General features: G+C 61.6%; 17 protein-coding genes. 7 read left to right on the top strand and 10 right to left on the bottom strand.

What is annotated here, in order from left to right:
* Positions 1–38 precede the first annotated feature (38 nt).
* From fis to prmA, 4 genes are all read right to left on the bottom strand, one after another.
* Positions 39–359, bottom strand: a complete 321-nt coding sequence (gene fis / locus M8Q45_RS21450; protein ID WP_025211617.1) for a DNA-binding transcriptional regulator Fis — start codon at positions 357–359, stop codon at positions 39–41.
* Positions 356–1,363, bottom strand: coding sequence for a tRNA dihydrouridine synthase DusB (gene dusB, locus M8Q45_RS21445; protein ID WP_249876296.1), 1,008 nt, complete (start codon positions 1,361–1,363; stop codon positions 356–358). The genes fis and dusB overlap by 4 nt, the downstream gene beginning before the upstream one ends.
* Positions 1,364–1,548: 185 nt before the next feature.
* Entirely contained in the window at positions 1,549–2,775 is a 1,227-nt protein-coding gene (locus M8Q45_RS21440; protein WP_249876295.1) for a DUF3426 domain-containing protein, read from the bottom strand.
* Between the two features lie 30 nt (positions 2,776–2,805).
* Positions 2,806–3,684, bottom strand: coding sequence for a 50S ribosomal protein L11 methyltransferase (prmA, locus tag M8Q45_RS21435; protein ID WP_249876294.1), 879 nt, complete (start codon positions 3,682–3,684; stop codon positions 2,806–2,808).
* A gap of 195 nt (positions 3,685–3,879) precedes the next feature.
* Between prmA and M8Q45_RS21430 the strand changes: the two genes are divergently transcribed.
* Positions 3,880–7,788 carry a dermonecrotic toxin domain-containing protein gene (locus M8Q45_RS21430; RefSeq protein WP_249876293.1) on the top strand — a complete coding sequence of 1,303 codons (3,909 nt, stop codon included), beginning with the start codon at positions 3,880–3,882 and terminating at the stop codon, positions 7,786–7,788.
* A 79-nt stretch (positions 7,789–7,867) separates the two neighbouring features.
* Here M8Q45_RS21430 and accC read toward each other — a convergent pair whose 3' ends face one another.
* The 5 genes from accC to M8Q45_RS21405 form a co-directional block, all read right to left on the bottom strand.
* On the bottom strand, positions 7,868–9,223 hold the full coding sequence (gene accC, locus M8Q45_RS21425) for an acetyl-CoA carboxylase biotin carboxylase subunit (RefSeq protein ID WP_249876292.1): 1,356 nt from the start codon (positions 9,221–9,223) through the stop codon (positions 7,868–7,870).
* Between the two features lie 17 nt (positions 9,224–9,240).
* Positions 9,241–9,705 carry an acetyl-CoA carboxylase biotin carboxyl carrier protein gene (accB, locus tag M8Q45_RS21420; protein ID WP_053118072.1) on the bottom strand — a complete coding sequence of 155 codons (465 nt, stop codon included), beginning with the start codon at positions 9,703–9,705 and terminating at the stop codon, positions 9,241–9,243.
* A 48-nt stretch (positions 9,706–9,753) separates the two neighbouring features.
* Positions 9,754–10,206: a type II 3-dehydroquinate dehydratase gene (gene aroQ, locus M8Q45_RS21415; protein ID WP_018605716.1), complete on the bottom strand. Its 453-nt coding sequence runs from the start codon at positions 10,204–10,206 to the stop codon at positions 9,754–9,756.
* Between the two features lie 514 nt (positions 10,207–10,720).
* Positions 10,721–11,764: a methyl-accepting chemotaxis protein gene (locus M8Q45_RS28690; RefSeq protein WP_431147425.1), complete on the bottom strand. Its 1,044-nt coding sequence runs from the start codon at positions 11,762–11,764 to the stop codon at positions 10,721–10,723.
* Between the two features lie 955 nt (positions 11,765–12,719).
* On the bottom strand, positions 12,720–14,390 hold the full coding sequence (locus tag M8Q45_RS21405; RefSeq protein ID WP_249876290.1) for a response regulator: 1,671 nt from the start codon (positions 14,388–14,390) through the stop codon (positions 12,720–12,722).
* 426 nt (positions 14,391–14,816) lie between these two features.
* On the opposite strand from M8Q45_RS21405, the gene M8Q45_RS21400 reads away from it, so the two are divergent.
* The 6 genes from M8Q45_RS21400 to M8Q45_RS21375 all read left to right on the top strand — a co-directional run bounded on the left by M8Q45_RS21400 (position 14,817) and on the right by M8Q45_RS21375 (position 21,443).
* Positions 14,817–15,884, top strand: coding sequence for a DUF2333 family protein (locus M8Q45_RS21400; protein WP_030138032.1), 1,068 nt, complete (start codon positions 14,817–14,819; stop codon positions 15,882–15,884).
* A 3-nt stretch (positions 15,885–15,887) separates the two neighbouring features.
* Positions 15,888–16,445, top strand: coding sequence for an NUDIX hydrolase (locus M8Q45_RS21395; protein WP_249876289.1), 558 nt, complete (start codon positions 15,888–15,890; stop codon positions 16,443–16,445).
* Positions 16,446–16,616: 171 nt separating this feature from the next.
* The gene (locus M8Q45_RS21390; RefSeq protein WP_249876288.1) at positions 16,617–16,988 is read left to right on the top strand and encodes a translation initiation factor Sui1; all 372 of its coding nucleotides are present in this window, start codon (positions 16,617–16,619) and stop codon (positions 16,986–16,988) included.
* Positions 16,989–17,200: 212 nt separating this feature from the next.
* Entirely contained in the window at positions 17,201–19,114 is a 1,914-nt protein-coding gene (gene speA, locus M8Q45_RS21385) for an arginine decarboxylase (protein ID WP_181287302.1), read from the top strand.
* 227 nt (positions 19,115–19,341) lie between these two features.
* Complete coding sequence (locus M8Q45_RS21380) at positions 19,342–20,649, top strand: contractile injection system protein, VgrG/Pvc8 family (protein WP_249876287.1); 1,308 nt, start codon at positions 19,342–19,344, stop codon at positions 20,647–20,649.
* Positions 20,646–21,443, top strand: coding sequence for a DUF4123 domain-containing protein (locus tag M8Q45_RS21375; RefSeq protein WP_249876286.1), 798 nt, complete (start codon positions 20,646–20,648; stop codon positions 21,441–21,443). Before M8Q45_RS21380 ends, M8Q45_RS21375 begins: the two co-directional genes overlap by 4 nt.
* A 3-nt stretch (positions 21,444–21,446) precedes the next feature.
* Here the strand turns inward: M8Q45_RS21375 and M8Q45_RS21370 are convergent, their stop codons facing one another.
* On the bottom strand, positions 21,447–22,796 hold the full coding sequence (locus M8Q45_RS21370) for an MATE family efflux transporter (protein WP_249876285.1): 1,350 nt from the start codon (positions 22,794–22,796) through the stop codon (positions 21,447–21,449).
* Positions 22,797–22,957: the final 161 nt, after the last annotated feature.

The following is a 22,957-nucleotide window of genomic DNA, read 5'->3' as shown; positions in this document are numbered from 1 at the left end:
GTTTTTTACGCGGGCGCCTTTCTGGTTTGATTGAATGCTTACAGCAGATCGTACTGCTTGAGTTTCTTGCGCAGGGTGCCGCGGTTCAGGCCCAGCAGCTCACTGGCCTTGGTCTGGTTGCCCTTGACGTAGTTCATCACGCTTTCGAGCAAAGGCGCCTCGACTTCGGAAAGCACCAGGTTGTACACATCCGTGACGGCAGCGCCCTCAAGGTGGGCGAAATAATTGTGCAGCGCTTTCTCGACACTCCCGCGAAGGGTCTGGCCTTCTTCGCTGGGCGTGTTGAGGTGCTGTTTCAAATTCACGTTGTCGCTCACGGGTGTTATTCCACTCACTAAAGTCTCGGTCATCATCGTCATGCGGCCACCCCTTCGTCCCCTGTCAGGCTCTTGTAACGTTCGGCGAAGAACGCCTGAACGTCGGCGCATTGTGCTTGCGTACCATCCAAACGATTGAAACGGGCGCGAAACTCCCTGGCGCCCGGCAGGGTTGCGAGATACCAGCCCACATGCTTGCGAGCGATGCGTACGCCCATGACTTCTCCATAGAAGGCATGCAGCGCGGCCAGATGCTCTAGCAGAATACGTTCCACCTCGGACAACAACGGCGCAGCGAGCTTTTCGCCGGTGCGCAGATAGTGTTCGATTTCACGAAAAATCCATGGCCGCCCTTGGGCGGCCCGGCCGATCAACAGGCCATCGGCACCGGTCGCGTCCAGCACGTACCGGGCCTTCTCGGCCGAATCGACATCGCCGTTGGCAAAGACCGGGATCGACACCGCCCGCTTGATCGCAGCAATGGTGTCGTATTCGGCCTCGCCGGTGTACAGGTCGGCACGGGTGCGGCCATGGACCGCCAGCGCCGTGATGCCAGCCTGTTCGGCGATCTTCGCCACCGTCAGGCCGTTCTTGTTCTCCCGGTCCCACCCGGTGCGGATCTTCAGCGTCACCGGCACATCGACTGCGGCGACAACCGCCTGCAGGATCTCGGTGACCAGCGCTTCGTCCTTCAATAGCGCCGAGCCCGCGGCCTTGTTGCAGACCTTCTTTGCAGGACAGCCCATGTTGATATCGATAATTTGCGCCCCCAGCTCTACGTTGGCCCGGGCCGCTTCCGCCAGCATCTGCGCGTCGCCACCGGCGATCTGTACCGAGCGGGGCTCGGGATCGCCTTCGTGGATCATGCGCAGACGCGATTTGCGGGTGTTCCACAAACTCATGTCGCTGGTGACCATTTCCGACACCACGAGACCGGCACCCAATCGTTTGCATAACTGACGAAAGGGCTGGTCGGTGACGCCCGCCATGGGGGCGAGGACCAGACCGTTCTGCAATGTATAAGGGCCGATGCGTACCGCCGACATAGGACTTCCCTGAAGTGGGGCCGGATCATGAGACTTCGAAAAAGGGTTGGCATGATACCCGCTCTCGATGACTGGATAAAGGTCGAATTGGATAAAATCTGAACAGCTATTTTGTTATCGCCAGCGGTTTGGTCCGGGCGGGGTGAGTCAGAAAGCTGCCGTCAACGGATCGACCCTGGCGCGTCTCATTCAGGCGAATGGAAGCTCAGGCTGTAGTTCACCGCTTTCGGGCCAGGGTCCAGGATGTCCAGCGCGATATGGATCGGCGTCTGCGGTGGCATTTCCCCCAGGCCTTCAAGGTCGCCGCCCAGGTATTCGCCCGGCTTGAAGCGCCGGCTGGCGATCAGGTGGCCGTTGAGGTCGGCAAAGCGCAGTTCCAGCAGCGGGAAGGGCTGGGAGAAGGGCGCACGGTTGTAGATGATCGCGTCGACGATCAGCGCACCGCTGAATTCCGGATGGCTGCGCACCACCAGGTTGCTGCTTTTGATCTTGGCGATGTCGACCTTGGACGGTACGTCGCAGCCAAGGGTCGGACAGATTTGCAGGAACCATGGACGATACTGGTCCTGGCGGGCCAGCTCCTCGAAGTGGTAGGCAATGTACTGGCCGGCCAGGGCTGCGGCACCCAACAGGATCAATAGGCTCCAGAGCAGGCGTCGGCCCCAGGGCGAGCGGCGTTTGCGCCAGTCCAGTTGCAGCGGATCATCGTCCAGGTCTTGAAGGGCTTCGGCGCGTAGGCCCGGTTCTTGGCGCTCGCGTTTCCTGGGTGACGTTTCCAGTGGCTCCGGTTCGTCGTCCAGATCGTCCGTGGCCGACAAGCGCTCGAGGTGTTCGTGAGGCTCGTCATCCGGCGCGAGGCTGAGCGGGGCGACAGGGTCGTCGTCCGGTTCCAGCGGTTCGAGGGCCAGGGACAAGGACGGCTCGGTGCGTGGCGGTCGGGCAGGTTCATGGGGAGCGAATGGCTCGACGGGGGGCAGGGTAGCGGCTTCGGCGCGTTCGACAGGGGATTCGCTATACAGGCTGTCGACCCAGGGCTCCTGCTCGTTCGAGGGATGCTCGCGCTGAGCGCTCAGGTTGTCCTCACGGCGTCGCCCAAAGGTGTCGGGCGCGCGTTTGTCGCGCCGTTCCAGGCGAGCCAGTTCCTTGTCCAGGTCATCAAGGTCCAGCTCGGCGGCCGTCCATTGTTTCTGGCTGATGGCGCGGGGCGGTGCGTCGACGGCAGGCTTGGGGGGCGGAGCCAGGGGGGGCGCGCCGTTATTGCCCGTGCGTTGCTCCAGCAGTTGCCGCGCGGCATTGAACACTTGCAGGCACGAGCCACAGCGAACCACCCCGCGGGCCACGCTCAATTGAGCATGGCTGACGCGAAAACTGGTGTGGCAATGCGGGCACTGGGTGACGAAGCTGTCGGTCATGCGGCAATCCGGTTGATACAGGCGGCCATTCTAGCGCCGACGTCCGGTGATGCGCACCCAGCCATCACGATTGGCGATCGGGTCCAGGTCAAAATCCGCAGCATAAGCGGCGGCGACTTCTTCGCCCTGTTCGGCGAGGATGCCCGACAACGCCAAGCGTCCGCCGGGCTTGACCAGGCTCGACAATTGCGGCGCCAGCGACACCAGCGGGCCAGCGAGAATGTTGGCCACCAGTACGTCGGCCTGCACGTTCGGCAGATCCTGCGGCAGGTACAGCGGGAACAGATCTTCGGCAATGTTGTTGCGTCCGGCGTTGTCGCGGGATGCTTCCAAGGCCTGGACATCGATGTCGGTGCCGACCGCTTCCTTGGCGCCCAGCAGCAGCGCGGCGATGGCCAGGATTCCCGAGCCGCAGCCGAAGTCCAGCACATTGCAGCCCTTGAGGTCCTGGCCGTCGAGCCATTCCAGGCACAGCGCGGTGGTGGGGTGGGTGCCGGTGCCGAACGCCAGGCCCGGGTCCAGCAGCAGGTTCACCGCGTCAGGTTCCGGCGCGGCATGCCAGCTCGGCACGATCCACAGGCGCTGGCCGAAACGCATCGGCTGGAAGTTATCCATCCAGCTGCGTTCCCAGTCCTGATCCTCAATCACTTCGCTGTGATGCTCGGGCAACGGGCTGCCGGTCAGCAGCTCCAGATGGGCGAGCACGCTGGTCGCCTCGGTGCCACCTTCAAACAGTGCCAGCAGGTGAGTGTGGGACCACAGTGGAGTGGTATTGAGCTCGGGCTCGAAGATCGGCTGGTCTTCGGCGTCCATGAAAGTCACCGAAACGGCACCTACTTCAAGAAAAGCGTCTTCGTAGGTTTCGGCTTGTTCCGGGCTGATGGCCAGGCGTACTTGCAGCCAAGGCATGGTGGGCACCTTTGAAAAAATCGACAGGGGGCAGCGCGGGGCTGCAAAGGCGCGCAGTGTACGCCAGGTCGCTATCAAAGTGGATAAGCGAGTCCTGGCCGGTCCGGTTGGTGTTTCGATATATATATATATGTATGGCATCGGCGTGTTGCAGGCCGGATAAGGTGCGCGTCCACACAACAGGGAGGAATGTGTATGGGCAATACGGCCGAATGGCAACGAAACAGGGATGGCGTGGGGGCGGTATCGTCCTCACAAGAGGCCACTGCTCAAGCGGTTCTGGACAAGCTGACGCGTTGGCGGGCTGTTATCGACGCCCGGATGCAGGCGCAAATGACCTTGCTTGAGGTGCTGGAGGAGTTTCTGCTGGTCCAACTGCGCACCCATTATTATCAAGGTAACGTAGACGTTCACTTTCTCGGCGCCTTGCTCGATACCACGCTGCTCCGGATGAGCGGCCAGGCATTCGAAGCTTATGACGCGGAGCGAGATGCACCCTACCGCTGGCCCGGGGGAGCTGATTTCAGTTTTCCGGCCGAGCGCAGGGATGTCGTCACCCAGGCAGTGGAGGGTGCTGCCTTCGGCTTTATCAATCACTACGAGGACTATCTGCGCCGGCATTGGAAACTGTCGGGGGGCGATGCCTCGCTCCACGATGTACTCCACGAAAAACTTGAAGGCCATATGGCGGGAGTCGCCGCGATTTTCCAGCCAGATCGCCTGGCTGGGCGAGACGTGGACGAACTGCGCGAGGCAATTGAGGCGAGGGAAGACGCGTGGCGTCGCATGGGGCAACTGAGCGCGCTGGCAACCCGCCAGGAACGTCACGAATTGGCGGCGCTGGCGAGCCGGCAGGTACCTGATTGGTTGCGCGGGCTGGGCGAAGCTGACCGTAAACGGCTGGAAGACTTGCACGAGGAGGCCTTGCAAGCACAGGCACTGGTCGACGAACAGCTCGACGGCTTGGGCTCGCTGAAGGATTTTGCCCGAAGCCTGGCCAAGGACTATGTCCGGCATGAGTTGGACATGGAGGTCGAGCCGGATGGCGTTCGTGTGAAATTACAGTGGCGAACCATCATGGGGCAGCCAATGCGAACCTACAGCCTGAGCGAGCTGGTGGCTGGCGGGGCGATCAGGCCGGACGCGATATCGGTGGTCCTGGTTGAAAACGGCACTATGCTCCGCAACGAGCCCATTTCAGCCCCGTTCATGGCGCAACTGTTGGCGAACGTGGACGCCCCGGCCGAATATCTTCCTGCACTCTCGACCCGATATCACCGGGCGGACCTGAAGAACGCCATGTTCGATTGGTTTTTGGCGCGATTGCAGCACAGCGCGTTTGTCGCGCGGTGCGCCGGCCAGATGACGACGGCCAGCCATGATCGTCTTGGCACTGCATGGAGCAGTGAATCCTCGGAGCAAGCCATCGGTGGGCTGCGAGTCTCCAATGTCGAGCTGCCTGACAGGTCCGGATGTGCGGACCTGTTGTTGTTCTACTGCGAAGATCCGCGGGAGGGCGTCACCAACCTGTTGCTCTACGCCCCCGGCAAACCGGATGGCCAGGAGTGGATTTCCTTGCCGTCGCTGCGTGCCGTGAGTGCAGAGATTGGCGGGTGGGCCGCCAGCGAAGCCGGCCGTGAATATTTGCTGCAGCAAATGACGCCAGGCGATCGGGTCCGGGCTCGGGAATATCTCGTCAATGTCATGCAGAAACCGACGTCATGGGACTTGAGCAAGGATCCCCGAAGGGCGGCAAGTGGTTTCAAGACCTGTATTGAACAGGCTGTGCTGACAGGGCTGAGCAACAACCTGATGCAGGTGGAAATGAGCGAATCGCCTCGCTGGTACTCAAGGCTGTCCCTTGATTCGCGCAGGACCATCAGTGGCTTGGGCCAAGAGCTTCTGGTCCATCAGCAGCTTTTCGGGGAGCAGTTGGCCGGTTATGAAGTCTTCCTGGATTTCGCCAAGCGTACTGTCACACAAGCCATTGCGCCTTATATGCGCAGCAAGGGCGTGGACGAATCGGTGGATCCTTCGACGGTTCTCATCGAGTTCTACCCAGGGCTGACGGGCAGCAAGAAGGTCGCCAGTCTGCTGGAGCTCGCCATTTATGGCTACGACGACAACGCGGGAATCGACCACCCCGCGAGGGGCGTGCGCTCCACGGTTGGACAGGACCTGAGGCAGGTTCGCAGCGCCGATCTGGCGCGCTACATTCGTAGTGCCTACTTGGGAGAGCGGTACGCCAGGGAGGTTCGCAGCAGGTTCCTTGATGCCAATGACCCCGCGTACCTGAGGCGTCGCGATGTTCACCGCTACATGTTGCTGGCGAGGATGGAACGCGACCTGCGCATCGCCTACGGCCAGTCGGCGTTAAGCGTCGATGCGTTTCGCTGGCTCACCCGGCAAATCACATTATTGGGCGAGAGGAAAGTCGTTGGCGGCCCCACGTCTCCATCGGCTGTTGTGGCGCGAGAGGGTGTGCACAGGCTCACGGTCAATGGCCATGTGGTCCTGGGCGTCTACCTCTTCACTTACTTCGACCCGAAGGGCGTCTGCTGGCTATACACGCCCGATGCTCCGGACGGCCTATTGTTTCGCAACTACGGAGCGTTTCGTGGACGCACCGCAGCGCAACTGCATGACTACATCCTGGAACGAGTGGCATTGACCGCGCGTGCCTCAGTGGCGCGCTCGCTGCTGGCCCTGGCGGCCGACGCTTCGCCGGTCGATACGTTGCGTGAATTCAATCGGGTGGTTGATATCGGTGCCGAGTTTGACGCTTTTATCGAGCGTGCCATTACCGATGTGGAGGACATCACCACCAGTCGTGCCGAGGTCATCCAGCATCAGGTCGTCAAGGGGCTGCTCTTTGCGGCTGCGCCCGCCTGCATGATCTATCCGCCCTTTGCCGTGCTTTTGGACGTCGCCTTTGTCGGCATCAGCACGTCGCAGGCAATCGAGGCGCATGCGCGGGGCGATACGCAGGAGGCGCTCGAGCAGTGGCTGGTCGCGTCCTGGGGATCGCTGTTCGCCGTGCTCGGCGCGGCCAGCGTGGCTCCACTGCTCGGGCGCTCGGCAATGAATCTGAAACTCATGCTCAGGCCGCTGTCGTTGTCGGCGCAGCGCTTGAGGAGGGCGACACCGGTCGCGGCCAAGGAAACCGGTCTGCTGATCCGGCCCATACGCTTGAAGCCAAGACAGGCGGTCCAGGCAGTGCCTGAAAATCTGCAGCCCGTGGTCGATGATGGGATTTTCCACGGCACCTACCGCAGCGCACCCAGCGCATCGCAACCGCGAGCGACTTATTACATTCGGAGCCAGGGGCGATATTTCCAGGTGCGGGAGGACCCTTACTTCGGCGGCCTGTGCCTGGTGGATTCCAGTCGTCCCGGCGCGCTATACCAGTTGCCCATACGCAGGATGACGGATGGTAGGTGGGTCCATGACAAGGTTGGCTTGAGAGGGGGCAACAATGTTCGCAACCTGGGCCGAGTGAGAAGTCTGCACGAGGCGTTTCCTGGGCATGTATCGCCGAATGTGACAAGGGGCGCGTTACAGGGCGAAGCTGTGGTGGCAGCGTCCAACGCCGCGGCAGCGGACAATTATCTGTTTTCCCTGAACGCTCAGACGTGCGTCGTCGCTTCGCTGTACAACCCGACCACGCGGGTGGGCGCCGTTATTCATTTCGACCACAATATCCATTCACTGATCGAGCGAAGTGTGCGGGACGTGATGGGACGTCTGGGAGGGCGTGGAAGAGATATACGAGTCACCTTGGTGGGGGGTGACTGGCTGACGGGGGGCGATATTGGTGGGGTCGTCAGGTCCGTGATGAGGCGCCGGGGCCTGAGGCCAACCTGGGATTACTGGTCGTATTCTTCCTGTTTCGGCAATACCTATGGCATATCACTGGATCTGGGCACGGGCGTTACCTCTGTATTCAAGATGCAACCGGCACTCACCTCGCATTATCTCTGGGGGCAGCAAGGCCTGATAAGAAGTCGTATGGATAGGTTCAAAACCCGTTTCCGGAGGCCCGCCCTGCCAACGACGCCCGAGGAGACGGAACTCTATGCCTTCCCTACGGTGGTGCTGCGCTGACCCTGATACCTGTCCGGCAAGAGACAAAAAAGGCCCCGGTCCAAATGGACCGGGGCCTTTTTCTACATCCCTTGGAGCATTAGTGCTGGTTGCCCAGCTTGTGTTCCAGGTAATGAATGTTGACGCCACCTTTGCAGAAACCTTCGTCACGGACCAGGTCGCGGTGCAGCGGGATGTTGGTCTTGATCCCGTCTACCACGATTTCGTCCAGCGCATTGCGCATGCGCGCCATGGCTTCGTCACGGGTCGCCCCGTAGGTGATCAGCTTGCCGATCAGCGAGTCGTAGTTCGGCGGAACCGCATAACCGCTGTACAGGTGCGAGTCGACGCGAACGCCGTTGCCGCCTGGTGCGTGGAAATGCTTGACCGTACCTGGGCTCGGCATGAAGGTCTTCGGGTCTTCGGCGTTGATCCGGCACTCCAGCGCGTGACCGCGGATGACCACGTCATCCTGGGTGAACGACAGCTTGTTGCCGGCGGCGATGCTGAGCATCTCCTTGACGATGTCGATACCGGTGACCATTTCCGAAACCGGGTGCTCCACCTGAACACGGGTGTTCATTTCGATGAAGTAGAAACGACCGTTTTCGTACAGGAACTCGAAGGTACCCGCGCCACGGTAGCCGATGTCGATACAAGCCTTGACGCAGCGGGCCAGGACTTCCTGGCGAGCCTGCTCGTCGATGCCCGGTGCCGGCGCTTCTTCGAGGACCTTCTGATGACGACGCTGCAGCGAGCAATCGCGGTCGCCCAGGTGGATGGCATGGCCTTGACCGTCGGACAGAACCTGGACTTCGACGTGACGCGGGTTGGTCAGGAATTTTTCCAGGTAGACCATCGGGTTGCCGAACGCCGCGCCTGCTTCGGAGCGGGTCAGTTTGGCCGAGGAAATCAGGTCTTCTTCCTTGTGGACAACACGCATGCCGCGACCACCGCCGCCGCCAGCGGCCTTGATGATCACCGGATAACCGACTTCGCGACCAATGCGCAAAGCAGTTTCTTCGTCTTCAGGCAGCGGGCCGTCGGAACCCGGAACGGTCGGCACGCCGGCAGCGATCATGGCGTGCTTGGCCGATACCTTGTCGCCCATCAGGCGGATGGTGTCGGCTTTCGGGCCGATGAAGGCGAAACCGGAGTTTTCCACCTGTTCGGCGAAGTCGGCGTTTTCCGCCAGGAAGCCGTAGCCAGGGTGAATGGCGGTGGCACCGGTCACTTCGGCGGCGGCGATGATCGCCGGGATGTGCAGGTAGGAATGCGCAGCCGACGCCGGACCGATGCAGACGGATTCGTCCGCCAGGCCCAGGTGCATCAGTTCTTTGTCGGCCTTGGAGTAAACGGCGACGGTCTTGATGCCCATCTCTTTGCAGGCACGCAGAATCCGCAGGGCGATCTCACCGCGGTTAGCGATCAGAACTTTTTCCAACTTCGCAGTCATCAAAGGCTCTCCGCGGTTCAAACGATGGTGAACAGCGGTTGGTCGTACTCAACCGGCTGGCCGTCTTCAACGAGGATGGATTCGATCACACCGCTGGTTTCAGCTTCGATGTGGTTCATCATCTTCATGGCTTCGACGATGCACAGGGTGTCGCCTTTCTTCACGGTCTGGCCGACTTCAACGAAGGACGGCGAGGATGGCGAGGACTTGCGATAGAACGTACCCACCATTGGCGAACGAGCGACGGTGCCGTTCAGCGTTGGCGCCGCAGGTGCGGCTGGTGCGGCAGCGGCTACTGGCGCGGCGGCCGGAGCCGGTGCGGCAGCCGGGGCTTGCATCGGGGCCGGTGCATAGAACTGCTGGGCCGGGGTCTTGCTGTGGCGGCTGATGCGTACGGACTCTTCGCCTTCCTTGATCTCGAGCTCGTCGATGCCGGACTCTTCCAGCAATTCGATCAATTTCTTAACTTTACGGATATCCATGAATCATCAACTCCCAAGGGTCGGTCAGGGGCGTTTAACGCTTGTTGTTCAAGCTGTTGCCTGTTTTTCAAGCTGCTCTAGAGCGGCCTCCAGGGCCAGTCGGTAACCGCTGGCGCCAAGGCCGCAGATCACTCCCACCGCTACATCCGAGAAGTAGGAGTGATGGCGGAAAGGTTCGCGTTTGTGCACGTTGGACAAATGCACTTCGATGAATGGGATGCTCACCGCCAGCAGCGCGTCACGTAATGCGACACTTGTATGTGTAAAAGCTGCTGGATTGATCAAAATGAAATCCACGCCTTCGCCACGCGCGGCATGGATGCGGTCGATCAGCTCATATTCGGCGTTGCTTTGCAGATAGAGCAAATGGTGGCCGGCGTTGCGGGCCCGCTGCTCCAGGTCCTGGTTGATCTGGGCCAGTGTCACCGCGCCGTAGACGCCCGGTTCGCGGGTGCCCAGCAGGTTCAGGTTGGGTCCGTGCAGGACCAAGAGGGTCGCCATCTGCTGTTCCTTGTTATCTGTGAGCAGGTATCAGAACCCGGCGACTATGCCGCAAAGCCTTAATGACTGTCCAGTTCTCAGCAATAGCCAGCACGATGACCGATGTTTGCGCGAAATTTATGACCAAGGTCTCTTATCCGGTCATGTCGCTGGAAACCGAGTCACTGCGGGAGCGAGCCCGCTCGCGAAGACGGCGGCACATTCAACATCGATGCAGGCTGAACCCATCCTTATCGCGAGCAAGCTCGCTCCCACAGGCGGTGGCGGTTGACGGTGAGTGTTCACTTTCTCTCGGAATCGACCCTGTGGCGAGGGAGCATGCTCGCGCTGGGCTCTGTAGGCGCTGGCGAATCCTCGGGCCGCGTTCGGACGATCTTTTGATCTTGATCTTGATCTTTCGCTTGATATTCAAGTGTCCTTGGAAAGATCGCAGCCTCGCTTCGCTCGGCAGCTCCTACACGCCACCGAGCGGGAGCAAGCTCCCTCGCCACGGTGATTCATAGGGTGCCTAGTGCTAAACCCGAAACGCCTGCACTGCGGTATGCAGCCGTCCGCCGAGCACCAGCAGGTTGTCGCCCTGCTCTCGCCCTTGGCCGATGCGCTGCAGATTGTCTCCACCCAGTTGATGTATCCGCTCGCTGTGGTCGCGGATCTCGCTGACGGCGTCGCTTTGCTGGGCGGTGACATCGGCGATGCGCACGGCCGTATCGGCAATGGTCTGGATGGCCCCGACGATGGTATCCAGTGCGCCGTCGGCTGCTTGTGCCTGGTTGGCGGTGGCTTCGGCGTGCTCGACCTGGGCACGCATGCCGTCCACCGACTGGCGCGCGGCCAGTTGCAAGCGGGCGATCAGCGCCTGGATTTCCGAGGTGGCGCCAGCCGTGCGCTGGGCCAGGGAGCGGACTTCCTCGGCCACCACCGCAAAGCCACGGCCCATTTCCCCGGCGCGGGCGGCTTCGATGGCGGCGTTGAGGGCCAGCAGGTTGGTCTGGTCGGCAATCGAGCGAATCACGGTCAGCACACCGCCAATGGTCGCCGACTCCTCGGCCAGCTGTTCGATCATCTGCGCATTGCCCTGTACCTCGCCTACCAGCGCATGGAGGCCAGCGAGGCTCTGGCCGATGACTTTCTGGCCGTGCTCCACGGCGTTCCCGGCGCTGCGGCTGGCATCTGCGGCCTGGCTGGCGTCGCCGGCCACCTGTTGGATGGTCGCCTCGAGTTCGCTGAGGGAGTCACGAATCAGCGCAGTATCGCCCGCCTGGTGTTCGGCGCCGCTGTGCAGCTCGCCGCTCAGTTCGGCCAAGGCCCGGCTGCTGCCGGCCACTTGCTCGGCGTTCTGGCGGATGGCGCCCACCAGGTCCACCAGATAAGCCCGCAGGCGGTTGAGAGAGGCTTCGATATCCTTCAGTTCGCGGTTGCTGGCACCCACGTGGATATCGCCGCTGAAATCTCCTTCTGCCCAAGTCGACAAGGCTGGAGCGAGGCGGGTCAACGTCCGGGCCAGGCGCCGCTGCAGGGTATCGATGAGCAGTGCGATCAGCAGGATCAGGCCGATCATCACGCCTTGGATCATGCGCACCTCGCCCTGGATTCGTCCATGCTGGGCGCGCACCGCGGGCTCCATGGCATCGATCGCTTGTTGCACATCGGTGGTTTTCAGGTGCGAAGCATTGCTCAGTTCGGTGCGTTTCTGAATCAATTCGCGGGTGCGGGCCAGTTCCGCCGGGTAACGTCCGAGCAGGCTGTTGAGCTCACGCTTGAGCGCGATACCGGCGTCTTCGGTAGCGGTCTTTTCCTTGGACTCCAAACCCATCATGGCGGCAAAATCATCGCTGCCCGATTCGCTGCTGGCGGTGACGCCGAGCAATGGCAGGCTATCGAGCCGTTGGGCCTGGGCGCGGATACTGGCAAGTTCCCTTTCGACGTCGTCGGCCAATTCACTGCGGCCACTGCTGACGAGTTTGTCTCGGGCGAGGGACAACCGGCCCAGATGCTGCGACGCGGCGAACAGCGGCGGCAGATAAGCTGGCGCGCCGTTGGCGTACTGGGCCAACTGATCGAGGCTGGCGCTCAGCTCTCGTTCGGCCTGTAGCAACAGGGCCTGAGGATCGCCGGCCAGTTTGCCGGCGGCCAGCAGGTCGGTCTTGCTGAAGCTGTCGAGGTTCGCCAGGCTCGGGCGCAGGGTCTTGGCCAGGTCCGGCGGGAACTGGTCCAGCTCTTTTTGCAGGTTTTCCAACGCCTGGGTGGCCGCGCTGAGGCGCAGGGCGTCGCCGCTGGCCAGGTAATCTTCGATGTTGCGTGCCACTTCGCCCTGGAACTGCCGCGACAGGCCCAGGTAGCGTTCCATTAGCAGATACGGACGTTCCAAGGCGATCTGCGACCACCAAAGGGTGGCGCCGAGGCCAAGGCACACGGCAACCAAAAGAAGGGTGTTGAGATTGGTCAGCAGCTTCAGGCGCATCAAGGGTCTACCGGGGGCAGAATCGTAAGTGCCTGAAGTTATTGCGTTTGCGTTACACGTTTATGACCGAATCAGTGGATTCCGATGAAAAAGTGGCACTTTGCTTTGATTGCCTGGCGCTCTGTACGCGGTTGCGCCCGGCATGCTTGGCACGGTACAGCGCTTCGTCCGCCTGGCTGGCCATCATCAGGCTGTCGGACTCTTCGGTCATCTCCACCACCCCGGCGCTGAAAGTGCACCACAGGTCTTGCGGTTGGGCCGGGTAATGGATTTCGGCAAAGCGCTGGCGTATTTCGTCCAGTACCTTGCAGGCCGCATCGATGTCGGTATCGGGCATGACGATGGCAAACTCTTCGCCGCCGTACCGTCCGATGAAATCGGTCTTGCGCAGCCGCTGCTTGAGGAACAGCGCCAGGCTCTTGATCACCCGGTCGCCCATGGGGTGGCCATGGCTGTCATTGACTCGCTTGAAATGGTCGATGTCCAGCATGGCGAAGCTCAGGGGCTTGCCTTCGCGACGAGCGCGGAAACTGCAGTCTTCGAGCAGTTGCAAGATGTGGGTGTGGTTGTAGAGGCCGGTGAGGCTGTCGCGGACCATCCGCGCCTTGAGATTGCGCGCCCGGGCCGCGCGGTTGCGCACCGTGGTGATCAGGTGCCGGGGCTTGATCGGTTTGGTCAGGAAGTCATCGCCACCTTCGCTCATGGCGTCGAGCTGCTTGTCCAGGTCGTCTTCGGCGGACAGGTAGATGATCGGCACGCTGACATAGCGGTCGTTGTGGCGAATCACCTTGGCCAGTTCCGTGCCGGTGCAAGCGGGCATGTACATGTCGAGAATGATCAGGTCGGGCTGGAAATCCGCCAGTTCGGCCATGGCCTGGATCGGCTCGATGAGCGTGCGGGTGACGATGCCGGCGCTGTTGAGCAAGCGCTCGGTGTGCAAGGCCTGGGCGCGGGAGTCATCGATGATCAGTACTTTATAAGGTTCGTACTGGGCGACGCAGGTCAGCACTTCGATCTTTTCCAACAGGCTCGAGGCTTCGAGCGTGCCGGTGAGAAATTCCTGGCCACCGGCGCGCACCGCTGCCAGGCGGGTGGGCGTATCGGTTTCAAGCAGGCTGAAGAACAGCAGTGGAATGGCCTGGTCGAGTCCTTCCTGGGCTTGGGCCGCCAAGGTCAGGCCCGCGCCGGGGCCACTGAAATCCACATCCATGACAATCGCCGCGGGCAGGCGCTCGATCATCGAGGCCCGGAACGCCGCGACGCTGTCCAGCGCCTGGGCACTGAGGCCGAAGAACTCCAATTGCTTGGCTAGCCGTTCGGCGCGGTCGTGGTCTTGCAGCATCACGTAGATCGGCTTGCGCAGCGGCGGCAGGAACGTTTGCTCGAGCTGGTCGCCGTGGCGCAGGCCGGTGCGGGACAGGCGTTGCATCAAGCGATTGATCTCGGTGATCAAATGGCTGCTGAGGCGCCCACGATTGGCGTCCACTGCCTGCAGCGACTGGCTGATGCCTTGGGCAAGCTGGCAATGCTCGGGCTGTTCGAAACGCTCGGCAAAGCGCAGCAGGCGCAAATTGGCTTCGCTGAGCTCGGACAGGTCGTTACTCGACCACTCGCTGCGTTGCAGGCGCTGCCATATCTCGAGGATCTGGCGAGCCTGATGAATTACCCGCTGGGCAAAGTGGTGCTTGAGGCGCTCACGGCTGGGGTCTTCTGACTCGGTCATATCCTGACTACTAGTTAGGGGGCATGCTGAGGTCGACTGGTGGCTCTATGCTAGCACCTCTTTTCCCTTACATGAGTGTCGTACGTCAATAAACTGCCAAGAGATGCCATTCAGTTTCTGACCGAGCGGTTTCCAATCGGCTGGCCACTGTCCGTCAATGCCCTGGAATCAACAGGTGTAGCGGTTTTTTGGATCCGATTTGCATGCCGGCTCCGCTGTGTGAAAAGAACCGACCTGCCCGCACGTAGGTGTATGTGGAGATGACCGCCCTGAATTTTCGGCCGGCAGAGTTAAGGGAAACCCTTAGGAGTCACTAGGCTTACTGGTGGTAATTCTCCGATAAGCCCAACGACGGATGCCGGCCAAGGCACGTTGATGTAAGGTTGTGGTCGAACCGTGAACTCAAGTGATTGAAGGGACATCGCCATGCTGGACTGGAAAAACCGCGCGGGCAGCGCGCCTGAACGCGCCGCCGAGCCGAAATCGGACACCCGCAGCTACCTGGGCGGGCTGTTTTTCAGCCGGGCACTGGCCACGCTCATCGGTCTTTATCTGCTGGTGACCATTGCGGTGGGCTGGTACTGGAGCCAGGAGCCGGCGTTGTTCCCGGTGCAGCAGAATGCCCAGGCAGCGGCCGAGAAGGATGGCAAACAAATGGTGGTCGGCTACACCACCGTCGAAACCCTCAAGACCGTGGCCGGAACCCTGCTGACCAAGCAGGGCGGCTACATCTCCAACGACCGTTTCCCCCCAGGCCTGTGGATGGACAACATGCCGAGTTGGGAATACGGCGTCCTGGTCCAGGTTCGCGACTTGAGTCGCGCCCTGCGCAAGGATTTCGCCCGTTCCCAATCGCAGTCCGCAGAGGACGCCGACCTTGCCAAGGCCGAGCCGCGCTTCAACTTCGACAACCGCAGTTGGGTGCTGCCCTCCAGTGAGTCGGAATACCAGGAAGGCATCAATTCCCTGAGCCGTTATCAGGCGCGCCTCTCCGATCCGGCCCAAAAGAGCGCCTTGTTCTATGCCCGCGCCGACAACCTGAACAACTGGCTGGGCGATGTCGGCACTCGCCTGGGTTCGCTGTCCCAGCGGCTGTCCGCCAGCGTGGGCCGGGTGAAGCTCAACACTTCGCTGAAAACCGAGGTCCCGGCTCCAGGCCAGGTACCGCAGGTGGATGAAGAAGTGGTCGAGACGCCATGGCTGCAAATCGATAACGTGTTCTACGAAGCACGCGGCCAGGCCTGGGCACTGTCCCATTTGTTGCGCGCCATTGAAGTGGACTTCGCCGATGTATTGGCGAAGAAAAACGCCACGGTCAGCGTGCGGCAGATCATTCGCGAGCTCGAGGCTTCCCAGGAACCGGTGTGGAGTCCGATGATCCTCAACGGCAGCGGTTTCGGTGTGTTGGCGAACCATTCGCTGGTCATGGCCAATTACATCTCCCGTGCCAACGCAGCGGTAATCGACTTGCGGCAATTGCTGAACCAGGGCTGACCGATGGACGAAAGCACCCGGGAGGTCGCTCACCGAGCGGCCTCGGATGCCGAGCTGATCGCTTGGGTCGATGAGCATGACAACCTGCTCGGCAGCCTGGTGCGTTCGGACTTGCGCGAGCGCGGCCTGATCGGGCGCGGCACCTACATCATGCTGTTCAATTCGGCCGGTGAGTTGTGCGTTCATCGCAGGACGTTGAGCAAAGCCATCTATCCCGGCTATTGGGACGTCGCGGCCGGTGGCATGGTGCAGGCGCACGAGAGCTACGCCGAGTCGGCCGCCCGTGAGCTTGAGGAGGAGCTGGGTGTAAGCGGGGTGGAACTGGTTGCCCATGACCATTTCTATTTCGAGGACACCGGCAGTCGCCTGTGGTGCTCGGCGTTTTCGGCCGTGTGGGATGGTCCGTTGATCCTGCAGCCGGAAGAGGTGCTGGAGGCGTGTTTCCTGCCCGTCGAACAAGTGCTGGAGGAAATCCGCCACAAGCCTTATTGCCCGGACTCCCTGGCGGCGCTAGGACGCTATTTGCGAGCCCGGGAGGCCGGTGTCGCAAAGAAGCTGTAAATTGGCGCCGATTGGCCCTTAGCAAGTCGCCTTTTTGTCGTTACACTGCGCGACTTTTCAAGCTTGGCCGACATCGTTCGGCCCAGTTGCGCTGCCCCTGCCTGAGTGGGGCTTCGCGGTCGAGGCACTTTCGCCCCTCGACCAGTCTTTGTCCTCCCAAGAGGATTGCCGGTGGCCAAAAAAGCCGCATCCTTCGCCGCCCTGGGCGGCCTGGTATTTTCTACCGACGCCGGTCGTCATTGCCCTGATTGCCGCCAGCCGGTGGATGCCTGCATCTGCAAACAGACCGCCATTCCCGCCGGCGACGGTATCGCGCGCGTGCGCCGCGAAAGCAAAGGTCGCGGTGGCAAGACAGTGACTACCATTACTGGCGTGCCGCTGGCCGAAGACGCCCTCAAGGAACTGGCGACGACGTTGAAGAAACGTTGCGGCACGGGTGGCGCGTTGAAGGACGGCGTCATCGAGATCCAGGGCGATCACGTCGAGCTGCTGTTGGCGGAACTCACCAGGCACGGCTTCAAGGCAAAGAAATCCGGCGGCTAGCAGCCTCTGTGAAAACCACCCCCGGCTTGATCCGAACCCCCGGGTTCGCCAGTCGCCCGCATGGTTTTCACAGAGCCTGTTCTGAACGGGTTTTAAACTCAGCGCTGCGGGCAGGGTCTACCTTGCTTACAGGCAAATCGTCATTTCCATTCTCTAGACTGCGCCAGCCTCCGATCGGATGGTGCTTTTTGACTTCTTTATAGGGGACTTCGATGTCCGTACGACGCACACGCAAAGACGATGGCAGCCAATGGACAGTTGCGGACAGCCGCAGTGTTTACGGGATTCGCCATTGGGGGGCCGGGTATTTCGCGATCAACGACGCCGGTCGCGTCGAAGTCCGTCCGAATGGCCCCGACAGCTCGCCGATCGATCTGTACGAGCAAGTCGACCAGTTGCGCCAGAGTGGCCTTTCCCTGCCGTTGCTGGTGCGCTTCCCGGATATCCTGCAAGACCGGGTGCGTCAGCTCACCGGCGCGTTCGACAGCAACATCGCGCGCCTGGAATACCAGAGCCAGTACACCGCGCTTTACCCGATCAAGGTGAACCAGCAGGAAGCGGTGATCGAGAACATTATCGCGACCCAGAACGTCTCCATTGGCCTGGAAGCCGGTTCCAAGCCCGAGCTGCTGGCGGTGCTGGCCCTGGCGCCGAAGGGCGGGACCATCGTCTGCAACGGCTACAAGGACCGGGAGTTCATTCGCCTGGCGCTGATGGGCCAGAAGCTCGGCCATAACGTCTTCATCGTCATCGAGAAAGAATCCGAAGTCGGCCTGGTGATCGAAGAAGCCGCCTCGCTCAAGGTCAAGCCACAGGTTGGCCTGCGGGTGCGCCTGTCATCCCTGGCCTCGAGCAAGTGGGCCGACACCGGTGGCGAGAAATCCAAGTTCGGCTTGTCGGCCGCGCAGTTGCTCTCGGTGGTCGAGCGCTTCCGCGCCGCCGGCCTGGACCAGGGTATTCGCCTGCTGCACTTCCACATGGGTTCGCAGATCGCCAACCTGGCGGACTACCAGCATGGCTTCAAGGAAGCGATCCGTTATTACGGCGAGCTTCGCAACCTTGGCCTGCCGGTGGATCACATCGACGTCGGCGGCGGCTTGGGCGTGGACTACGACGGTACGCACTCGCGTAACGCCAGCTCGATCAACTACGACATGGACGATTACGCCGGTGTCGTGGTGGGCATGCTCAAGGAGTTCTGCGATGCCCAGAGCCTGCCGCATCCGCACATCTTCTCCGAAAGCGGCCGTTCGCTGACTGCACACCACGCCATGCTGGTGGTGCAGGTGACCGACGTCGAGAAACATCACGATGACGTGCCGGTGATCGAAAACAAGGAAAGCCTGCCGGAAACCGTGCAATGGCTGGTGGACCTGTTGGGGCCGACCGACATCGAGATGGTCACCGAGACCTACTGGCGCGCCACCCACTACATGAGCGACGTGGCTGCCCAGTACGCCGACGGCAAGCTGACCCTGGCAGAAAAAGCCCTGGCCGAGCAGTGCTACTTCGCTGTGTGCCGCCGCCTGCACAACTCGCTGAAGGCCCGCCAGCGCTCGCACCGCCAGGTGCTGGACGAGCTCAATGACAAGCTGGCCGACAAGTACATCTGCAACTTCTCGGTCTTCCAGAGCCTGCCGGACACTTGGGCCATCGGCCAGGTGTTGCCGATCCTGCCGTTGCATCGCCTCGACGAAGAGCCATTGCGCCGTGCCGTGCTGCAAGACCTGACCTGCGACTCCGATGGCAAGATCAAGCAGTACGTCGACGAACAGAGCATCGAGACCAGCTTGCCGGTCCACTCGCTCAATCCGGGTGAAGACTATCTGCTGGGTATTTTCCTGGTGGGTGCCTACCAGGAAATTCTCGGCGACATGCACAACCTGTTCGGCGACACCGACTCGGTGAACATCTACCAGAACGCCGACGGTAGCGTGTACCACGCCGGTATCGAAACCCACGACACCATCGAAGACATGCTGCGTTATGTGCACCTGTCGCCGGAGGAGCTGATGACGCATTACCGCGACAAGTGCGCCAGCGCCCGGATCACCGCCGCCGAGCGCACGCAATTCCTGGATGCGCTGCGACTGGGGCTGACGCGTTCGTCCTACCTGTCTTCCTGACAGGGCCGCGTAGCGGTTGCGTTATTGAATATGGCGAGGGCGCGTGCTCCCTCGCCATATTGTTTTGCGTGGAAGGATATTTCTCGCATTCGGCTACGTACTTTGATGCGTTTGACCGGGCGAGGTCCTTATTTCATGTAGTCCCTTTCCTAATTTGTCCTTGAGCTCTCTACTCGACCAAAGCTCTCAGCGAGAATGCCCGGTCGCCCTCCTGTAGAGAAACGCCGATGTCCGATCCAGCCTGCGAACTGTCATTTCGTCTGGAGATAGCTGGTCTGCCCGACCCCTTCGTCGTCGTTGCCTTCACGGGCAGTGAAGCCATCAGCGAGCCCTACGTTTTTGAGGCGCAGGTGCTGACCGACGACCCGGCCCTGGATTTGGCGGGTCTGTTGCACCGAAGCGTCTGGTTGAGTTTTGGCGCCTCCGGGCGAGGCATCCACGGGCAGCTCCATGAGCTCGTGCAAGACCGACATGGCATCGGTTGCCGTGTGCGTATCGGGCCGAAGCTGGCATGCCTCGCCCTGCGCTTCAGCCAGCGCGTGTTCAATGCGCGCTCGGTGCCGCAAATCATCCGCCAGGTGCTCAAGGAGCACGGCATCAACGGCCGCGACGTTTGCCTGGACCTGAGTAGCGATTATCCCGTGCAGGATTTCTGTACCCAATATCGTGAATCCGACCTGCAGTTTCTCCAGCGTGTGTGCGCCCAAGCGGGCATTCATTTTCATTTCGAGCAGGGCCGAGACGGACACAGCGTGGTGTTCGCCGATACCGTGGGCAGCGCTTCCCCTGCAGGCAAGGCCGTTTACAGCAGTGAAATACAGGCTTCGGCAGTGCATGCTTTCAGGGTCGATATTGACGCGTCGAGAAGACACGTTGCCCTTGGAAGCAGCGATCTCACACATTTGTACGGCGGCCAGATCCTGTCGTTGACGGCGCATCCCTATAAAGAGTGGAACCAGCGTTGGTTATTGACCGAGGTTGAACATCAAGGGACGGGGGGGGCGTATACCAACCAGTTTCGAGCCGTCCCGTGGGGGGTGCCGTTCGTGGCGGGCAGGATTCCCGAAAAACCTGTCATGGTGAGCCGGCAACGTGGATGGGTGGTGGACGTCGAGGCACTGGCGGGACAGGTGGCCGGGCGAGTGGCGGTGCAGTTCGACTGGGTTTATCAGGGGGAAGGGGCCAGCCCCAGCCATTGCTGGTTGCCCTTGGCGCCGGAGCTGGCAGGCTGTGCGGTGGAGGACATCCGCGAGGGCACCGAGGTGTTGGTGAGCTTCATCGAGGGTGATCCGGATCGTCCCTTGGTCAGTGCATTTCTTGGCCCTTTCGCCAGAACAACGACTTCTCGCGACGCGCGCTCAAGCGTGATGTCGAAGGACACACCTATGCCGAACGGTGTTGATTCGCCGTTGCTGGCCATGATTCAAGAGGGTGAGCCCCTGGTCCTGCTCTGCCTGCTGCCCGGAGGAGGACGCTTCAGCCCTTGTGCCCGGTCGATCTGCACCTGCCGCATGGTCACGGGCGCAGCGCGATGAGTGTGGCGGTCATGCCCGGCTCCGCGCCTCAATGGTTATTGCTCGATGTGCCGCAGACCCCCGACGCCCCGCAGCGTCTGCGGGCGCAATTTTCCCAAGCCCGGCACTTCGCCTTGTTCGAAGACACTGAATTTCACGAGTTACGAGCGCACGGTCCGCTGCTGGTGGATCTGCGGCAGTCGCCTGCGCTGGCCAGTCTGTGTCATCTGGACGCGCGGTCCTGGCCGGGTTTGCTGTTGATCACCGCCACGCCCGCCGAGCATCTCCTGGCGCACCTTCGCAGGATGTTAACGGTGTCGCTGGGCCTGCATCACAAGGCCTTGTTGAGTTACTACAACCCTTACACCGCCAGTTATTTCTTTGATGGTTGCGATCCACGGGAACTCAGTCGCTGGCTGGGGCCGATAAACCAGTTGCGCTGGTTCGGCGGTACCTGGGCTGATCGGTCGATGGGGTGTCAGGGCTGGCAACAACTCTTCAACCCCGGGCTGCCGGTGTCGGCACTGGAAAATGAACAGGGTCTCAGCGACAGGCAGCAGGGCAAGTTGCAGGCGTGCCTGCTGGAGCGCCACGTCTGGCGATGGTCGCGCTCCACCGGGCGCGACTATTGGTTGCTCTGGGGGTATCTGCAACAGGGCTTGGCCCTTGGCTTCAGCGAACAGGCTGTGCTCGACGGCTGGCTGTGGCTGCGCTTGCAATACCCTGACGCCCGGCCAGTGTCGAGCTTGCCTGGTGAGTCGCAGCGCGAACGTCTCGATCATCTGCGCCGGCTATGGCAGGGCAAGCATCGCTGAATGTCATGCGCTACGGGGCTCGAGCCAGCCGTCACGGCGTTGCAAGCGCCAGGCGACGGTACCCAGCGTCAGGCTGCGCAATGACATGAACAGCAGGAAGGTGATCCACAAGCCGTGATTGCCCAAGCCTTGCAACACCCAGGCGAACGGCAGCACGAGCAACAAAGTCAGGAGCATGCCGTTGCGCATTTCCCGAGCGCGAGTGGCGCCGATGAACAGGCCGTCGAGCAAATAACTCCAGACCGCAATCAACGGTAGGGCCGCCAGGTAAGGCAGGTAGCGGTAGGCGGTGTCGCGCACGTCGGCGATGTTGGTTTGCAGGTTGATGAACAGATGCCCGGCGAGCAGGAACAGCAGGGCAAACCCCACACTGGCGATCAAGGACCAACCGCAAGCGACCACCAGCGAGCGGCGCAAGGCCAGGCGATCGCGGGCGCCGATAGCGTGGCCGCACAGCGCTTCGACGGCATGGGCCAGGCCATCCAGGGCATGGGCGGTCAGCAGCAGGCCGTTGAGCAACAGGGCGTTGGCCGCGACGGTGGCGTCTCCCAGGCGCGCGCCCTGCACCGTGATCAGGAAAAACACCGATTGCAGCACCAGGCTGCGAATGAAAATGTCCCGGTTAACCGCCAGCAGCGGCTGCCAGCTTTTCCATAAGCCCAAGGCTGCCCAGGCTATTTGCCCCGGCCAGGCGCGCAGTGTGTTGCGCGCCAGGGCCAGGCCGACCAGCGCACCGGTCCACTCGGCGATCACCGACGCCCGGGCCGAACCGACCACGCCCCAGTCCAGGCCAATCACGAACCAGAGGTTCAGGGCGATGTTCACCAGGTTGGTCACCAGCAGGATCGCCAGCGGCGCCCGGGCGTTCTGGGCGCCGAGGAACCATCCGACCAGTGCGTAACTGGCCAGGGCCGCGGGCAAACCGAAGAGGCGGGTGTGAAAGAAGTCCCGGGTCAGTTGATTGAGTTCTGCCGACGGCTGCATGAAATGCAGCGCTACATCGCTCAAGGGCACCCCGACAGCCCCGAGCATCACCGCCAGCCCCATCGCCAGCAGCAATCCTTGCAGCAGGACTTGTCGCAACGCCGCGCCGTCACCACGCCCGGCGGCCTGGGCGGCGAACCCGGTGGAGCCCATGCGCAAGAACCCCATGGCCCACGCCAGGACCGTATACAGACTTGCGCCGACCGCCACCGCGCCCAGTTGATGGGCATGAGGCAAGTGGCCGATGACAGTGCTGTCGACCAACGCCACCAACGGCACGGAAATATTGGAGAGAATCATCGGTGCGGCGAGCGCCCAGACCCGGCGATGGGTAAGGCGGTCGCGCCAGTCGGCGATCAGGTTGGACATGCGGGCTCCTTGATGGAGCGCGATTGTAACGGTTATCGCAGCGTTCGTTTCCGATGACGACGGGGCTTTCGTGGCGAGCTTGCTCCCGCTCGATTGCGCCGTAGGAGCTGCCGAGTGCAACGAGGCTGCGATCTTTCCCTAGCTACTTGGGTCTCATGCGA

The sequence above is a fragment of the Pseudomonas sp. T1.Ur genome (assembly GCF_023516725.1).
Lineage (GTDB): Bacteria > Pseudomonadota > Gammaproteobacteria > Pseudomonadales > Pseudomonadaceae > Aquipseudomonas > Aquipseudomonas alvandae.
The sequence above is the reverse complement of the archived record's forward strand: the minus strand, read 5'-3'. Positions and strand labels throughout refer to the sequence as shown.

Coding starts and splice junctions, on each gene's coding strand:
- prmA (WP_249876294.1), bottom strand. CDS start 3,684: ATGCCTTGGCTGCAAGTACGCCTGGCCATCAGCCCGGAACAAGCCGAA.
- M8Q45_RS21375 (WP_249876286.1), top strand. CDS start 20,646: ATGAGTGTGGCGGTCATGCCCGGCTCCGCGCCTCAATGGTTATTGCTC.
- accB (WP_053118072.1), bottom strand. CDS start 9,705: ATGGATATCCGTAAAGTTAAGAAATTGATCGAATTGCTGGAAGAGTCC.
- M8Q45_RS21395 (WP_249876289.1), top strand. CDS start 15,888: ATGGACGAAAGCACCCGGGAGGTCGCTCACCGAGCGGCCTCGGATGCC.
- M8Q45_RS21405 (WP_249876290.1), bottom strand. CDS start 14,390: ATGACCGAGTCAGAAGACCCCAGCCGTGAGCGCCTCAAGCACCACTTT.
- dusB (WP_249876296.1), bottom strand. CDS start 1,363: ATGTCGGCGGTACGCATCGGCCCTTATACATTGCAGAACGGTCTGGTC.
- aroQ (WP_018605716.1), bottom strand. CDS start 10,206: ATGGCGACCCTCTTGGTCCTGCACGGACCCAACCTGAACCTGCTGGGC.
- speA (WP_181287302.1), top strand. CDS start 17,201: ATGTCCGTACGACGCACACGCAAAGACGATGGCAGCCAATGGACAGTT.
- M8Q45_RS21370 (WP_249876285.1), bottom strand. CDS start 22,796: ATGTCCAACCTGATCGCCGACTGGCGCGACCGCCTTACCCATCGCCGG.
- accC (WP_249876292.1), bottom strand. CDS start 9,223: ATGACTGCGAAGTTGGAAAAAGTTCTGATCGCTAACCGCGGTGAGATC.
- M8Q45_RS21380 (WP_249876287.1), top strand. CDS start 19,342: ATGTCCGATCCAGCCTGCGAACTGTCATTTCGTCTGGAGATAGCTGGT.
- fis (WP_025211617.1), bottom strand. CDS start 359: ATGACGATGATGACCGAGACTTTAGTGAGTGGAATAACACCCGTGAGC.
- M8Q45_RS21430 (WP_249876293.1), top strand. CDS start 3,880: ATGGGCAATACGGCCGAATGGCAACGAAACAGGGATGGCGTGGGGGCG.
- M8Q45_RS21400 (WP_030138032.1), top strand. CDS start 14,817: ATGCTGGACTGGAAAAACCGCGCGGGCAGCGCGCCTGAACGCGCCGCC.
- M8Q45_RS21440 (WP_249876295.1), bottom strand. CDS start 2,775: ATGACCGACAGCTTCGTCACCCAGTGCCCGCATTGCCACACCAGTTTT.
- M8Q45_RS28690 (WP_431147425.1), bottom strand. CDS start 11,764: ATGATCGGCCTGATCCTGCTGATCGCACTGCTCATCGATACCCTGCAG.